The following is a 15,082-nucleotide window of genomic DNA, read 5'->3' as shown; positions in this document are numbered from 1 at the left end:
AAACATCCTCTCTACATCAGATCCACCATGGCGAGGCGATTTAGGTCCACCATTCCGCCGCGCCGCACAGTCGGGGAGAACACCATGCGTTCCACTATTGCTGTCGGAGTGGCCTGCGTCGCCGGCGCCTTCGTGCTGAGCGCCTGCGGCGGTGCCCAGATCTCCGCCACCGTCACCCCCATTACCAGCGGAAACACCACCACCAGCGCCACGGCGACGACCACGTCCTCGCAGCCGGCCAACGCGGCGTCGGACGAAGGAACGGGCACGCGGCAAACGAGCGACAACGGGGCGCAGCCAGTGGTGTCGAGCAATCCGTCGAACTGCAAGTCGAGTGAGCTGAAACTGTCGTTCGGGCACGACTCCGACCACGCGATGCAGAAGACGTACACCTCGATCCAGTTCACCAATACGGGCCAACGCACCTGCACGCTCCAGGGTTTCCCGGGCGTCTCGTTCGTGACCGGCGACAACGGCCAGCAGGTCGGCCAGGCGGCCAACCGCAGCGGCAACCAGGGCCCGGCGATCACGCTGCGTCCCGGCTTCAGCACCAACGCCGGCCTGATCATCGTCAACGCGGACCCGTTCCCGGCCGACCAGTGCAAGCCGGTCGACGTGCGTGGCCTGCGGGTCTACCCGCCGAACGAGACCGCCGCGATGTTCCTGCCCAGCTCCGACCGGGGCTGCGCCGGCTCGGTCGGCCCGCTGCTCACGGTGAGCAGTGTCGGCACTTCCATCACAAGCTGACCGAACGCAGGCGCCCGACAGCGGTCGGAATTTGACCCTGCCGGAGGATGGCAGTGACGGCCCCGCAGGTCAGACGATGTCGGCATGACCGTGCACGTGCCAACCCAGGTCCGCGGCGAGGCCCATGTCCATCCGCCGAAGGTCGAGCTGTTCGACCTGAAGGCGATGACCAACACGGATCCCAAGCGCCAGGTGCGGACGGTCGACGAGTACCGCCTCACCGAGCACGGCCTGTACATGTCGCGGGCCGTGGTGGGCCATCCCCAGCTCAGCCACTTCGAGTCGTGGCTGCTGCCCACGCACGGACTGCGCGTCACCAAGCAGAGCTGGCACGCGGGACACGAGCGGGACTACGACTTCTATGTCGACATCGTCCATGTGCAGCCCGACGAGCAGGTCTGGCGGACCGTGGACCTCTACCTCGACCTGCTGGTGCGCACCGGCCGTGAGGTCGAGGTGCTGGACACCGACGAGCTGATGACCGCGGTGCGGCTGGGCGTGCTCGGCGCCCACGACGCCCAGGTGGCCCTGGAGGGCACCTACCGGGCGGTGGCCGGGATCGCGGCCCACGGTTACGACATCCAGCGGTGGCTGGCCGCCGAGGGCGTCGATCTGACCTGGGGCATTAGCCGATGACCGAAATCGGGGTCAAGAGCCGTTCGACTGACGGGAACGTCCGCAACCCATTCGGTATCCAAACGGCCACAATGCGTGATGTAACGAATCGACCCGGACGGTCACCGGGCGAACACCTAGGGCTACCCTCGGGTCGCGTGGGAACGGTCATCACTCCGCAGCTGGTCGACACCGTCGACACCTTCACCGGGGTCCGCAGCTACTCGTCCGGTGGCACGCGACACCTGACGACATGCGTGGTGGAACGGTGGGGGCTCCGGATGGAATGCCCGACACCGGAGGACCCGTTCTCCGAGTGCGAGGTCACCTGGCTGCTGCCCGATCTGGGCCTGCGCCTGACCCATCTGCGGTCCCGCTCCCGTCACGGCCGGCCGACGCCGAGCACGCTGACCGCGGTCCGGGTGCAGCGCGACACGCGGTCGTGGCGCACCACCGACCTGCTGCTGGGGCTGGCCGTGCCCGGCGGCACCACCGCCCGCATCGTGCGCTCCGAGGAGTTCGCCGCCGCCGTCGCCGGCCGCGTGCTGCGCCCCGGCGACGCCGACCTGGCGCTGCGCACCGTGCACCGCACGCTCGAGGAGATCAGCCACTTCCGCCACGACCTCAACGCGTGGCTGAGCCACCTGGACATCTTCGACGTCTGGCCGCCCCTGTAAGGACTTCCTCGCCCGGTAGCGCGTCCCGGGCGACGTCGCAGTGGTCGTTCCCCGCCCGGCCACGCCTGCGGCTCCGTCCGGCGGGGACCAACGTCAGGGCTTCCAGCCCACCTTCTCCGCCCAGGCCTCGGCCCGGGCGTCGGCCTGGTCGAACCAGGGGTTCTTGGCGTCGCCGTAGGACGGGATGTCGGTGAAACGCGGGGCCGCCTCACGTTTCACCGCCTCGTACTCGGCGCGGGCGTCGTCGTCGGCTCGCAGCCAGGCCGGGAACAGCAGTGCGTAGCGCCAGCCCGGCGAGCCGACGGCCCGGATGTGCAGGTTGGCCCAGCGGCCCGGGTCCGCGCTGGCGTGGGTGCGTTTGCGCCAGTGCTCGGGGTCCGGGTCCGTCGCCTTGGGAGTGTCCCGGGTGAACTCCGGCAACACCGGAAAACCGGCCCCGGTCAGGGTTTCCGCCAGGGCGTCGGCGTCGCCGAGGCTCTCGACCGTCAGCTGGAGATCGATCACGTCCTTGGCCGCCAGGCCGGGCACCGCCGTCGACCCGACGTGGTCGACCCGCAGGGCCTTGTCCCCCGCCGCCAGCGTCACGCGGGCGATCAGCCGGCGGCCCTGCCGGGCCCACTCCGGGTCCGGCTCGACGATCTTCGGGCCGCCCCGGCCCGGGTAGGTCCGCTGGCGGACGTTCTGCTCGAACGGCAGCAGCCGGTCGTGCCACAGCTGGTCCACCGCCGCCCGGATGTCGTCCTCAGCGCCGCTGTTGTCCAGCCACACGTCGGCCGCCTCGCGGCGCTGCTGCTCCGAGGCTTGTGCGGCGATTCGCGCCCGTACATCCTTTTCGTCCATGCCACGACTGGTGGTCAGCCGGTGCATGCGCAGTTCCACCTCGGCGTCGACCACCACGACCAGGTGAAAAGCCGGGGCCATGCCGTTCTCGACGAGCAGCGGGATGTCCTGCACCACGATGCCGTCAGCTGGGGCTTTGCCGGTCAGCTCGACGGCCCGGTCCCGCACCCTCGGGTGCACGATCGAGTTGAGCCGGGCCCGGTTCTCGTCGTTGCCGAACACCTTGGCCGCCAGCGCCGGCCGGTTCAGGCTGCCGTCCTCGGCCAGCACGTCGGCCCCGAAGGCCGTGACGATCTCCCGGAGACCGTCCGTGCCCGGCTCGACGACCTCGCGGGCGATCTTGTCGGAGTCGACGACCGTCGCGCCGAGCTCGGCCAGTCGCCGGGCGACGGTGGACTTGCCGGCGCCGATGCCTCCGGTCAACCCGATCTGCAGCATGAGCACCATCCAACCACCCGCCTGATGCAGGGAAGGACGCCTTACCCTCGCTCAACGCGGGTAAGGCGTCCTTCCCTGCATGAAGACCCTGCATGAAGACCCTGCAATGAAGAAGCCCCCGCTCCGGGGAGCGGGGGCTCTTCTGGCCTAGCTACTCAGCGGTCGCTCACGCGCCGCCGGACAGCTTCTCGCGGAGAGCGGCGAGCTGCTCGTCGCTGGCGAGGGAGCCGCCACCCTGAGCCGGAGCCTCGGTGCTGCCGGAGGAGTAGTTGGTCTCCCCCTGCGCCTCGGCGTCGGCCTCGGCGGCCTTGACGATCTGCTTCATGTGGGCCTCGTAGCGGGTGTGGGCCTCGGCGTACTGCCGCTCCCACTCCTCGCGCTGCTTGTCGAAGCCTTCCTGCCAGTCCTGGGTCTCCGGGTCGAAGCCCTCGGGGTAGATGTAGTTCCCCTCGGAGTCGTACTCGGCGGCCATGCCGTACTGGGTCGGGTCGAACTCGGTCTCCGTGGTGAAGCCCTCGTTCGCCTGCTTCAGCGACAGCGAGATCCGGCGACGGTCGAGGTCGATGTCGATGACCTTGACCATGACGTCGTCGTTGACCTGGACGACCTGCTCCGGGATCTCCACGTGGCGCTCGGCCAGCTCGGAGATGTGGACCAGGCCCTCGATGCCCTCGTCGACCCGCACGAACGCGCCGAACGGAACCAGCTTCGTGACCTTGCCGGGCACGATCTGGCCGATGGCGTGGGTGCGGGCGAACTGGCGCCACGGGTCTTCCTGGGTGGCCTTCAGCGACAGGGAGACGCGCTCGCGCTCCATGTCGACGTCCAGCACCTCGACGGTGACCTCCTGGCCGACCTCGACGACCTCGGAGGGGTGGTCGATGTGCTTCCAGGACAGCTCGGAGACGTGCACGAGGCCGTCCACGCCGCCAAGGTCGACGAAGGCGCCGAAGTTGACGATCGAGGAGACGACGCCCTTGCGGACCTGGCCCTTCTGCAGCTGGTTGAGGAACTCGCTGCGGACCTCGGACTGCGTCTGCTCCAGCCACGCACGGCGGGACAGGACCACGTTGTTGCGGTTCTTGTCCAGCTCGATGATCTTGGCTTCGAGCTCGCGCCCGACGTAGGGCAGCAGGTCGCGGACCCGGCGCATCTCGACCAGGGACGCCGGCAGGAAGCCACGCAGGCCGATGTCGAGGATGAGACCACCCTTGACCACCTCGATGACCGTGCCCTTGACCGGCTCGTCCTTCTCCTTGAGGGCCTCGATGGTGCCCCAGGCGCGCTCGTACTGAGCCCGCTTCTTGGAGAGGATCAGGCGGCCTTCCTTGTCCTCCTTCTGAAGGACAAGCGCCTCGACCTCGTCGCCGACCTTGACGACCTCGTTGGGGTCGACGTCGTGCTTGATCGACAACTCGCGCGAGGGGATGACGCCCTCGGTCTTGTAGCCGATGTCGAGCAGGACCTCGTCCCGGTCGACCTTGACGATGGTGCCCTCAACGATGTCGCCGTCGTTGAAGTACTTGATCGTCAGGTCGATAGCGGCGAGGAAGTCCTCCTCCGTGCCGATATCGTTGACGGCGATCTGCTGCTTCGGGGGCGTCGAAGCCGGGACAATGGTGGTGTCGGTGGACATTAGGTGGGTTGCTCCGGTACGGATTGGGTTTAGGGGCCTGAAGTTGTCGTGCTGCGTGCGCCGCCAGAACTCCAGGCCATGGTCAAGAAGCTTTGAGTCCAAAGTTGTGGGCAGCACAGAACCTACTACGCGGCCCATATCGTACGCGCGCCCGTGACGGCCGGGCAAACCCGGTCCCCAGAAGGAGCAGTGTGAGCACGCAGGAACGCTACGCAGGAGCCGAGGACATGCTCGGCACGGCGGGCGCGGCCAAGCGCGAGGTCGGCGGCGCGGAGTCCCGGACGGCGAGTATCGCCTGGTGGGACGCCGACGCGGACGACTACCAGTCCGAGCACGGGGCCTTCCTCGGCGACTCCGACTTCCGGTGGTGCCCGGAGGGGCTGCTGGAGGCCGACACCGGCTACCTCGGGGACGTGACCGGACAAAAGGTGCTGGAGGTCGGCTGCGGGGCGGCGTCCTGCGGCCGCTGGTTGGCGGCGCACGGGGCCCACGCGGTCAGCTTCGACATCTCGGCGGGCATGCTGCGCCACGCGATGGCCGGCAACGAGGCCACGGGCCTGCGCCCGGCGCTGGTCCGGGCCAGCGCCGACCAGCTGCCCTTCGCCGACGAGAGCTTCGACGCCGCCTGCTCGGCGTTCGGCGGAGTGCCCTTCGTGGCCGACGCCGGCGCGGTGTTCCGGGAGGTGGCCCGGGTGCTGCGGCCGGGCGGCCCGTGGGTGTTCTCGGTGACCCACCCGATGCGCTGGATCTTCCCCGACGACCCGGGCCCGACGGGCCTGACCGTCGTCCAGTCCTACTTCGACCGCACCCCGTACCTGGAGGTCGACGGGGACGGCAACGCCACGTACGTGGAGCACCACCGCACGCTCGGCGACTACGTGCGCCAGTTGGCCGGGGCCGGGCTGGTGCTGGAGGACCTGGTGGAGCCGGAGTGGCCGGCCGGGCACGACCGCGAGTGGGGCCAGTGGAGCCCGCTGCGCGGCCGGCTGTTCCCGGGCACGGCGATCTTCCGCTGCCGACGGCCGGCGTGACCGTGACGGCCGCCCTGCTGGCCGCCCAGGAGGACCGGTTCGCACGGCTGGACCGGGTGCTGCCGCCCGCGCCGTCGCCCGATCCGGGCGAGGTGATCAACGCCGCACTGCCGGACGGCACGAGGGTGGCGGCGGTCGTCACGCACCGGACCACCACGCCGGGCATGCCGTCCTGGCTGTGGTCGGCGGCCGACACGTACGAGCTGCAGCCGCTGGTCGGCCACACCGGCGCGGCCGGCATGGACGCGGTGCTGCGGGCCTTCCGGCAGTGGCTGGACCGGGTCGGCGACCGCGGCCCGGACACGGCGGTGACGGCGGTCTGGCCCAGCCGGGACGTCGACTGCACCCGGGTGTTCCTGGACCACGGCCTCCACCCGCTCACGATCACCGGCGTGCGGGCGCCGACCACGGTCCGGGCGCCCTCGCTGACCGTGACCGTCCGGCCGGCCCTGGCCTCGGACGAGGAGGCCGTGGTGGAACTGGCCATGGCCGAGGTCCGGTACTCGGCGAAGGTCGGGGCGGCGATCCTGCGGGCCGAGTCGGAGCGGACGCGCCGGGCGGCCATGGCCGGCCGGCTGGGCATGACCGACGACGTGTGGGTGGCCGAGCGGGACGGCGTCGTCATCGGGCTGGCCGAGACGGCGGTCATCGCCAACACGCCCGGCACGAGGAGCGCTCGACAGCTGCCGACCGGCCTGTGGGGCTATGTGAACTGTCTTTCGGTGCTCCCGGGGGCAAGGGGCGCCGGAATCGGCCAGCAGCTGATGGCGGTCGTGCACAATCACTTCGCCGGCCACCGGACCGTCGGCTACTTCCTGCACTACAACCCGCCGAACCCGCTGTCGTCGGTGTTCTGGCCCCGTCAGGGCTACCGGCCACTGTGGACCCAGTGGGAGGTGCGCCCGGCGGGCGCGCTGCGGTAGTCGCCCCTAGGGTCGAGATCACGTCACCCTGGCTTGCGATTCGGCACCGGGTTGCCGCACTATTTGAACTGACCAGTCAGTTCAAGGAGGCTCGGTGGAGATCCACGTCCAGAGCGTCGGCATCGACGGGGCGCACGGCCCGCTGCTGCACCCGACCTCGCTGCGCGTGCGGACGGGCGAGCTCGCCCTCGTCGCCGGCGAGCCCGGCACCGGCCACACCGCCTTCGCCCTCGCGCTGGGCGGCCGGATGAAGCCGAGCGTCGGTCAGGTGCTGGTGGACGGCAAGCCCGATGACGCCGCGCTGCGCCGCCTGGTGGCGATCGTGGACGCGCCGGACGTGTCCTCCCCCGAGGAGGCGCTGACGCTGGGCGCCGTGATCGGCGAGGAGCTCGCCTTCGCGAGCCAGCCGGCCAACCGCAAGGCGGTCGCCGACTGGCTGCTCGCGCACGACGCCCGTGAGCACGCCAACGTCCGCTTCGAGTCGGTGCCGGCCGAGGTCCGCACCCGCCTGCTCGTCGAGGTCGCCACGCAGCGCCCCGGCACCGAGGCGCTCGTGCTCGTGCTGCCCGACCGGCACGGCGCCGGCCCCCACACGTGGTGGACCACCGCCACCAAGGCGGCCGAGAACGGCCTGGCCGTGGTGGTGCTGTGCAGCCTGACCTCCGCGCGGCTGCTGGACGTGACCGCGGCCCGCATCGGTGACCGCGAGCAGCCCGAGACGTTGGCATTCATGCAGGTTCAGGAGGAGGGTCAGTGAGCCCCATCCGGTTGGCGGCGACCGAGCTTCGCCGCATCACGGCGGGCAAGCTGCCCAAGATCGCCGTTCTCGCGCTGGTCATCGTGCCGCTGTTGTACGGCGCGATGTACCTGTACGCGAACTGGGACCCGTACAACAACCTCAAGTCGCTGCCGGTCGCGCTGGTCGTGGACGATCAAGGCGCGCAGGTGCAGGGCAAGGCGCTCAACGCCGGCAACGAGGTCGCGGACGAGCTGCTGACCAACCCGAAGTTCGAGTGGCACCGGGTCAGCGACTCCGAGGCCCAGGACGGTGTGCGGGACAACAAGTACACGTTCGCGCTGACGCTGCCGGCCGACTTCTCCAAGGCCCTCACCTCGCCCGTGGACAACAAGCCGCGGCAGGGCGTCATCCAGCTGACCACCAACGACTCCAACAACTATCTGGCCCGCACGATCGCGGACAAGGTCGTGGACGCGGTGCGCGCGGCGGTGGCCAAGAAGGTCGGCACGACCGCGGCGGACCAGCTGCTCACCGGCTACGCGACGATCCGCAGCAGCACCCTGCAAGCGGCCGACGGGGCGTCCAAGCTGGCCGACGGCGCGGCCAAGGCCAACGACGGCGCGCAGCAGCTGGCCTCCGGCAGCGTGGACCTGGCCGCCGGCGAGCACAAGCTGCTCGACGGCTCCAACCAGCTGGTGAACGGCCTCGACCTGCTCAAGAGCAACACCGCCAGCCTGCCGAGCAAGACCCAGCAGCTGGCCGATGGGGCCAAGCAGGTCGCCGACGGGAACGCCCAGGTGGCGGCCGGCGGCTCGGCCATCGCCTCGGCCGCGCAGACCGTCAACAGCAACCTCGACGGGGTGCGGTCGGACATCCAGGGCCGGCTCCAGGCCGCCGGGTTGAGCGCCGACCAGGTCAGCCAGGTGCTGGCGGTGCTGGACAACGCCCGCAAGCCCTTGAACGACGCCAACGGCCAGATCCAGACCGTGAACGGCAAGCTCCAGCAGCTCTCGTCCGGCTCGCGGCAGGTGGCCGACGGCGCTTCGCAGCTCGCGGCGGCGTCCCCGCAGCTGGCGTCCGGCATCGCGCAGGCCGACGGCGGCGCGACGCAGCTCCGTGACGGCCTGAAGACGGCCGCCGACGGCGCCGACAAGCTGTCCAGCGGCGCGGCGCAGTTGGCCTCCGGCACCAAGCAGCTGGCTGACGGCAGCGCGCAGCTGCGGGACGGCCTGAACGCGGGCGCCGGCAAGATCCCGGACCCCAACGACCCGTCGGCCACGGCCAACACCATCGGCGACCCGGTCACCGTGCAGACTGTCGGCCAGGCCACCGCCGACACGTACGGCGCCGGCCTCGCCCCGTTCTTCCTCGGCCTCGCCACGTGGATCGGCGCGTTCGTGCTGTTCCTGCTGCTGCGGCCGCTGTCCCGGCGGGCCCTGGCCGCGCGCCAGCGCCCCGGCATCGTCGCGCTCGGCGGCTGGCTGCCGGCCGCGCTGCTCAGCTTCCTCCAGGTGGTGCTGCTGTTCGCCGTCGTGACCACGCTGGTCGGCGTGCACCCGTCGGATCCCTTGGGCACCTTGGGTTTCCTCGTGCTCACCGGGTTCGCGTTCACCGCAATGCTGCACGGTCTGAACGCCCTGTTCGGGGCGGTCGGCAAGTTCCTCGGCCTGGTGCTGCTGGTGTTGCAGCTGACCACCGCCGGCGGCACGTTCCCGTGGCAGACGATTCCGGCGCCGCTGCAGCCGCTGCACATCGCGCTGCCGCTGGGCTATGTGGTGGATGGGCTGCGGCACCTGCTCTACGGCGGCGCGCTGTCCAGCCTCGGCACCGACCTAGCGGTGATCGGCGGCTATCTCGTGGTGGGGCTGGCGCTGTCGGTGTTGGCCGCGTACAAGCAGAGGGTGTGGACGCCGTCTCGCCTCAAGCCGGAACTCGTGCTGTGAAACCGCGGCCGGCCCGCACCTCGGCGACGAAGCAGAAGCTGTTCGACGCCGCGCTGCGCCTGGTCGGCGAACGGGGCGCTGCCGGCGTCACCGTCGACGAGATCGCCGCCGAGGCGGGCGTGGCCAAGGGCACCGTCTACTACAACTTCGGCAGCAAGGACGCCCTGGTCGACGCCCTGCTCCGGCACGGAGTCGAGCTGCTGGCCGCGCGTCTGCGGTCGGCCGAGGACGTCGACGACACCGGCGAGGCGTTGGAGACCCTCGTCGACGGGGCCCTGGGGTTCTTCGCCGAGTACCCGGCCTTCGCGCAGCTGCTGGTCAGCGAGATGTGGCGGACCCCCGGCCAGTGGCACGGGACGTTGAGCCTGCTGCGCGACGACATCGTGGCCATCGTGCGGCAGGTCGTGCAACGGCGGGCCGACGTCGGCGCTTTACCGCCGGACGTTCCCGTCGGCACCGCCTCCGCCGCCCTCTTCGGCACCCTCCTCGTCGTCGCCCTCGACTGGCAGGTCTTCCAGCCCCAGCGCACGCAGCACGAGGTCCGCGAGTCCGTGATCATGCTGGTACGTGGGGTGTCGGAACGCTGATCCCCCCGCGAGTCCCGCTCTCGGGCAGCCATGTGTCGAGTTCATGACTGCTGGAGAGCGGGACTCGCGGTGTGTCGGAGGGCGCGGTTGATGTACTCGTCCTGTTCGCCTACGGGGGCGACGTAGCGTAGGGCTTCGGCGGCGGCCTCGGGGCCTTCGAGGCGGGTGATGAGCCAGGTGGCCAGGTAGTGCGAGGCGAGGCAGCCGCCGGCGGTGGCGACGTTGCCGTTGGCGAAGAAGGGCCGGTTGAGCACGTCGACGCCGGCGGCGACCACCCAGGGCTTGGTGGTGTTGTCGGTGCAGGCCGGCACGCCGTCGAGCAGCCCGAGCTTGGCCAGCACGAGCGTGCCGGAACACTGGGCGGCCAGCAGTTGCCGTGAAGGATCCAAGCCTCGCAGCACAGACATGATCGCGGGATCCTCGACCACCTCCCGGGTCTTGGCGCCGCTGCCGACGATCACCGCGTCGGCGGCGCAGGCGTCCTGGAGCGTGGCCATGGACTCGACGAGGACGCCGTTCATGGAGCGGACGGTCGGCGTCGGGCTGGCGATGGAGATCCGCCAGTCGGGCCGGGGCACCCGGTTGAGAATGCCGAGCGCGATGAACGAATCGAGCTCGTTGTAGGCGTCGAAGGTCAGGATCGCGATGTGCATCACCGCAGGTTAGGGCCGGTCTTCATGACAGTCGAAGAATTGTCATGGATACAATCGGCCGGTGCGTGCGCCGAGGTACAAGCCCGTGGTGGACCGGCTGGCGGCGGAGCTGCGGGCGGGGCGGTGGCCGGTGGGGACGCGGCTGCCGACGCATCGGGGACTGGCCGCCCGTGAGGGAATCGCGCTGGTCACGGCCACACGCGTGTACGCCGAGCTGGAGGCCATGGGCCTGGTGACGGGCGAGCAGGGCCGGGGCACGTTCGTCCGCGACACGGCTTTGCTTGCCGGGCAAGGCATCGACCCGCAGCTCGTCGCCTCCGACGCCGTCGATCTCCAGTTCAACTACCCCGCGCTGCCCGGCCAGGCCGATCTGCTGCGGCACGGCCTGCGGGATCTCGCGGCCGGCGGCGAGTTGGAATCGTTGCTGCACTACCAACCCCACGCCGGCCGGTTGGAGGATCGGGCCGCGATCGCCCGGCACGTCTCGAAACGCGGGTTGCGGGTCGACGCCGGGAACGTGCTGATCGTCAGCGGCGCGCAGCACGGCCTTGCCGTGACGGCCATGGCCTCCTTGCGGCGTGGGGACGTCGTGGCAGTGGATCCGTTGACGTACACGGGTTTCAAGGTGCTGGCCCACACACTGGGCCTGGAGTTGGTGGCCACGAACGACCTCGACGAGCTATGCCGCCGGCGGCCGATCAAGGCCGTGTACACGATGCCGACGCTGCACAATCCCCTGGGCACGGTGCTGCCGCTCAAGGCCCGCAAGAAGTTGGTGGCGACCGCTCGGCGGCACGATCTCCTGATCATCGAGGACGCCGCCTACGCCTATCTCGTCGAGGACGCTCCCCCGCCGTTGGCCGCCCTCGCCCCGGAACGCACGGTCTACGTCTCCAGCCTGTCCAAGAGCGTGGCTACCGGCCTGCGGGTCGGTTTTGTGGTGGCAGAACAGGCTTCGCCGATCGAACAGGTCATCCGTGCCACCACCTGGAACACGCCGGCCCTCACCGTCGCGCTGGTCCGGCGCTGGCTGGAGGACGGCACCGTCGACCGGCTTGAGGCCCACAAGCGCACGGATGCCCATATGCGCCAAGCAATCGCGCGTGACGTCTTCGCCGGGCTGCCCGTCGTCGGCCACACGGCGTCGTACTTCCTGTGGCTGCCGCTGGCCGAGCCGGCCCGGGCCGACCGGGTCGCGGCTGCCCTGGCGCGGCGGCGGATCTCCGTCGCCACGGCCTCCCAGTTCGCGACAACTACCGTTGTGCCGCAAGCACTTCGACTGGCCCTCGGCTCGGTGCCAGTGCCCGACGTGCGCCGGACACTGGAGACGGTCCGGTCAGTGGTGGAAGCGGATTCTCACCGCTAACCACGCGAGGCCGCGCCGGCGCTTCGCCCGGTTGCTGGATTTTCGATCGCCGCCACCCCACGCAACCCACCACCAAGCCGATGCGGCGTTCGAAAATCCAGCAAGGGCGAGGCGCCGGTCACGAGCGGCCGAGCCCCGCGCGGAACGCGCGGCAAAGATTCAGTGGGCGGCTTCGTCCCATGAACGGCCGTAGCCTACGGAGACTTCGAGGGGGACGGCGAGCTGGTAGGCGCTGCCCATGTTCTCGCGGACCAGGGCCTCGACCTGCTCGTGCTCGCCCTCGGCCAGTTCCAGCACGAGTTCGTCGTGCACCTGGAGCAGCACCCGGCTGCGCAGATCGGCCTCCCTCAACGCCTTGTGCACGCCCAGCATGGCCACCTTGATGATGTCGGCGGCGCTGCCCTGGATGGGGGCGTTGAGGGCCATCCGCTCGGCCGCGTCGCGACGCTGGCGGTTGTCGCTGTTGAGGTCGGGCAGGTAGCGCCGACGGCCGAAAATGGTCTCGGTGTAGCCGTCGGCCCGGGCCTTGACCACAACGGCCTGGAGGTAGTCGCGCACGCCGCCGAAGCGGGCGAAGTAGGCGTCCATCTGCTCGCGGGCCTCGTCGGTGGAGCTCCGCAGCTGCGAGGCCAGGCCGTACGCCGACAAGCCGTAGGCCAGGCCGTAGGTCATGGCCTTGACGCGGCGCCGCAGCTCGCCGGTGACCTCGTCGATCGGCAGCGAGAAGGCCTGCGCGGCCACGTAGGTGTGCAGGTCCTCGCCGGTGTTGAAGGCCTCGATCAGGCCGGCGTCCTGCGACAGGTGCGCCATGATCCGCATCTCGATCTGGCTGTAGTCCGCGGTCATCAGCTCCGCGTAACCGCCCCCAACCACGAAGGACTGGCGGATCCGGCGGCCCTCCTCGGTGCGCACCGGGATGTTCTGCAGGTTGGGGTCGGTCGAGGACAGCCGGCCGGTGGCGGCGATCATCTGGTTGAACGTGGTGTGGATACGGCCGTCGTCGGCCACCGACTTGAGCAAGCCGTCCACAGTGGACTTGAGCCGGGTCGCGTCCCGGTGCTCCAGCAGGTGGGCCAGGAACGGGTGCTCGGTGGTCTCGAACAGCGTCTGCAGCGCCTCGGCGTCGGTGGTGTAGCCGGTCTTGGTGCGCTTGGTCTTCGGCATGTCGAGGTCCTCGAACAGCACGACCTGCAACTGCTTGGGCGAGCCGAGGTTGATCTCCTTGCCGATCACCGAGTACGCGTCCTGCGCGGCCTGCTTCACCCGGGCGGCGAAGTGCGCCTCCAGCTCGGTGAGATGCTCGACGTCGACGCAGATGCCGGCCTGCTCCAGCTCGCCGAGCACGCCCAGCAGCGGCAGCTCCAGCTCGTCCAGCAGCCGACGGCTGCCGATCGACTCCAGCGCCGTGTCCAGGGCGTCGGCCAGCTCGGCCACGGCCTTCGCCTTGACGATCTGGGTCTTGGCGGCGGCCTCCGCGTCGGCGGCCTCGTCGGCCAGCAGCGACAGCTGGCCGTCGTCGGTGCCTTCCTCGGCCCGCAGCTCACGCTTCAGGTAGCGCAGCACCAGGTCGTCCAGCTCGAACGAGCGCTGGCCCGGCCGCACCAGGTACGCCGCCAGCGCGGTGTCGCTGGTCCAGCCCTTCGGGGCCCAGCCGCGAGCCCGCAGCGCGTGCTCGGGGCCTTTGAAGTCGTGCCCGACCTTGGCCACCTTCTCGTCGGCCAGCCACGCCGCGAAGGCCTTCTCGTCCGACTCCGTCAGCGCGGTGGCGTCGAAGTAGCCGCCCTCGCCCGACGCGGCGGCCAGGGCGATGCCCTCGATGTCGCCGGTGCCGCTGCCCCAGGCGCCCTTGAAGGCCATGCCCACGCGCTCGCCGGTGCGGGCGTGCTCGTCCAGCCAGGCCGCCAGCTCACCGGACGGGATCGCGCCGCCGGACACCTCGAAGCCCTCGTCGGCCTCCGGCTCGGCGCTGCTCAGCGTGGCGAACAGGCGGTCACGCAGCACCCGGAACTCGAGGTCGTCGAACAGGCGGTGCACCTGGTCGCGGTCCCACGGCCGCACCGCCAGGTCCTCCGGACCGACCGGGATCTCGACGTCCTTGACCAGCTCGGTCAGGTCCCGGTTGCGCATGACGTTGGACAGGTTGGCCCGCAGCGCGTCGCCGGTCTTGCCCTTGATCTCGTCGACCCGGTCGATCAGGTCGCCCAGCGAGCCGAACTCGCGGATCCACTTGGCCGCGGTCTTCTCGCCGACGCCGGGAATGCCGGGCAGGTTGTCCGAGGGGTCGCCGCGCAGCGCCGCGAAGTCCGGGTACTGCACCGGGGTCAGGTTGTACTTCTCCTGCACGGCGTCGGGCGTGAACCGCGTCAGGTCCGAGACGCCCTTGCGCGGGTAGAGCACCGTGACCTGCTCGGTGACCAGCTGCAGCGCGTCGCGGTCGCCGGTGCAGATCAGCACCTCGAAGCCCAGCGCCGCGGCCTGCGTGGTGAGCGTGGCAATGATGTCGTCGGCCTCGAAGTTCTCCTTCTCCAGGACCGGGATGCCCAGCGCGCCGAGCACGTCCTGCACGATGCTGACCTGGCCGCGGAACTCGTCCGGGGTGGCCGAGCGGTTGGCCTTGTACTCGGTGTACCGCTCGGAGCGGAACGTCTTGCGCGAGACGTCGAAGGCCACCGCCAGGTGCGTGGGCTTCTCGTCGCGCAGCAGGTTGATCAGCATCGAGGTGAAGCCGTAGACCGCGTTGGTGGTCTGCCCGGTCGTCGTCTTGAAGTTCTCCGCGGGCAGCGCGAAGAACGCCCGATAGGCCAGCGAGTGGCCGTCGAGCAGCAGGAGACGGTTGTCGGTGCGGGTTGCGGCCTGGTTCACGGGGGCGAGTCTAGGGTGAGGGCCT

At 70.2% G+C, this 15,082-nt stretch carries 13 protein-coding genes; 9 read left to right on the top strand and 4 right to left on the bottom strand.

The window, feature by feature from the left end:
• Positions 1-84: 84 nt before the first annotated feature.
• From AB0M73_RS07040 to AB0M73_RS07030, 3 genes are all read left to right on the top strand, one after another.
• A complete protein-coding gene (locus tag AB0M73_RS07040; RefSeq protein WP_363887888.1) occupies positions 85-747 on the top strand; it encodes a DUF4232 domain-containing protein in 663 nt (220 codons plus the stop codon).
• Positions 748-831: 84 nt separating this feature from the next.
• On the top strand, positions 832-1,383 hold the full coding sequence (locus AB0M73_RS07035) for a DUF402 domain-containing protein (protein WP_363887885.1): 552 nt from the start codon (positions 832-834) through the stop codon (positions 1,381-1,383).
• 137 nt (positions 1,384-1,520) lie between these two features.
• Entirely contained in the window at positions 1,521-2,039 is a 519-nt protein-coding gene (locus tag AB0M73_RS07030) for a hypothetical protein (RefSeq protein WP_043717253.1), read from the top strand.
• Positions 2,040-2,132: 93 nt separating this feature from the next.
• On the opposite strand, the gene coaE is transcribed toward AB0M73_RS07030, so the two are convergent.
• Together coaE and rpsA are read right to left on the bottom strand one after the other, a co-directional pair.
• Entirely contained in the window at positions 2,133-3,317 is a 1,185-nt protein-coding gene (coaE, locus tag AB0M73_RS07025; RefSeq protein WP_363888034.1) for a dephospho-CoA kinase, read from the bottom strand.
• A 166-nt stretch (positions 3,318-3,483) separates the two neighbouring features.
• The gene (gene rpsA / locus AB0M73_RS07020; RefSeq protein WP_043717255.1) at positions 3,484-4,953 is read right to left on the bottom strand and encodes a 30S ribosomal protein S1; all 1,470 of its coding nucleotides are present in this window, start codon (positions 4,951-4,953) and stop codon (positions 3,484-3,486) included.
• Positions 4,954-5,180: 227 nt separating this feature from the next.
• Here rpsA and AB0M73_RS07015 point away from each other — a divergent pair, with 227 nt between their 5' ends.
• The 5 genes from AB0M73_RS07015 to AB0M73_RS06995 all read left to right on the top strand — a co-directional run bounded on the left by AB0M73_RS07015 (position 5,181) and on the right by AB0M73_RS06995 (position 10,176).
• On the top strand, positions 5,181-5,984 hold the full coding sequence (locus AB0M73_RS07015) for a class I SAM-dependent methyltransferase (RefSeq protein ID WP_363888031.1): 804 nt from the start codon (positions 5,181-5,183) through the stop codon (positions 5,982-5,984).
• Entirely contained in the window at positions 5,918-6,907 is a 990-nt protein-coding gene (locus tag AB0M73_RS07010; RefSeq protein ID WP_363887882.1) for a GNAT family N-acetyltransferase, read from the top strand. The genes AB0M73_RS07015 and AB0M73_RS07010 overlap by 67 nt, the downstream gene beginning before the upstream one ends.
• 94 nt (positions 6,908-7,001) lie before the next feature.
• Positions 7,002-7,664 carry a hypothetical protein gene (locus AB0M73_RS07005; protein WP_363887881.1) on the top strand — a complete coding sequence of 221 codons (663 nt, stop codon included), beginning with the start codon at positions 7,002-7,004 and terminating at the stop codon, positions 7,662-7,664.
• Entirely contained in the window at positions 7,661-9,589 is a 1,929-nt protein-coding gene (locus tag AB0M73_RS07000; RefSeq protein WP_363887879.1) for a YhgE/Pip domain-containing protein, read from the top strand. Before AB0M73_RS07005 ends, AB0M73_RS07000 begins: the two co-directional genes overlap by 4 nt.
• A complete protein-coding gene (locus AB0M73_RS06995; RefSeq protein ID WP_363887878.1) occupies positions 9,586-10,176 on the top strand; it encodes a TetR/AcrR family transcriptional regulator in 591 nt (196 codons plus the stop codon). The genes AB0M73_RS07000 and AB0M73_RS06995 overlap by 4 nt, the downstream gene beginning before the upstream one ends.
• Before the next feature lie 41 nt (positions 10,177-10,217).
• Here the strand turns inward: AB0M73_RS06995 and AB0M73_RS06990 are convergent, their stop codons facing one another.
• Positions 10,218-10,829: a DJ-1/PfpI family protein gene (locus AB0M73_RS06990; protein ID WP_363887876.1), complete on the bottom strand. Its 612-nt coding sequence runs from the start codon at positions 10,827-10,829 to the stop codon at positions 10,218-10,220.
• A gap of 61 nt (positions 10,830-10,890) precedes the next feature.
• Between AB0M73_RS06990 and AB0M73_RS06985 the strand changes: the two genes are divergently transcribed.
• Positions 10,891-12,195 (top strand): PLP-dependent aminotransferase family protein, encoded by a 1,305-nt coding sequence (locus tag AB0M73_RS06985; protein WP_363887874.1) that lies wholly within the window; start codon positions 10,891-10,893, stop codon positions 12,193-12,195.
• Between the two features lie 159 nt (positions 12,196-12,354).
• Here AB0M73_RS06985 and polA read toward each other — a convergent pair whose 3' ends face one another.
• A complete protein-coding gene (gene polA / locus AB0M73_RS06980) occupies positions 12,355-15,057 on the bottom strand; it encodes a DNA polymerase I (RefSeq protein ID WP_363887872.1) in 2,703 nt (900 codons plus the stop codon).
• Positions 15,058-15,082: the final 25 nt, after the last annotated feature.

Origin of the sequence: Kutzneria sp. NPDC051319 (assembly GCF_040682195.1) — a bacterium.
Classification (GTDB): domain Bacteria; phylum Actinomycetota; class Actinomycetes; order Mycobacteriales; family Pseudonocardiaceae; genus Kutzneria.
The sequence above is the reverse complement of the archived record's forward strand: the minus strand, read 5'-3'. Positions and strand labels throughout refer to the sequence as shown.

Coding starts and splice junctions, on each gene's coding strand:
- AB0M73_RS07040 (WP_363887888.1), top strand. CDS start 85: ATGCGTTCCACTATTGCTGTCGGAGTGGCCTGCGTCGCCGGCGCCTTC.
- AB0M73_RS07035 (WP_363887885.1), top strand. CDS start 832: ATGACCGTGCACGTGCCAACCCAGGTCCGCGGCGAGGCCCATGTCCAT.
- coaE (WP_363888034.1), bottom strand. CDS start 3,317: ATGCTGCAGATCGGGTTGACCGGAGGCATCGGCGCCGGCAAGTCCACC.
- rpsA (WP_043717255.1), bottom strand. CDS start 4,953: ATGTCCACCGACACCACCATTGTCCCGGCTTCGACGCCCCCGAAGCAG.
- AB0M73_RS07015 (WP_363888031.1), top strand. CDS start 5,181: ATGCTCGGCACGGCGGGCGCGGCCAAGCGCGAGGTCGGCGGCGCGGAG.
- AB0M73_RS06990 (WP_363887876.1), bottom strand. CDS start 10,829: ATGCACATCGCGATCCTGACCTTCGACGCCTACAACGAGCTCGATTCG.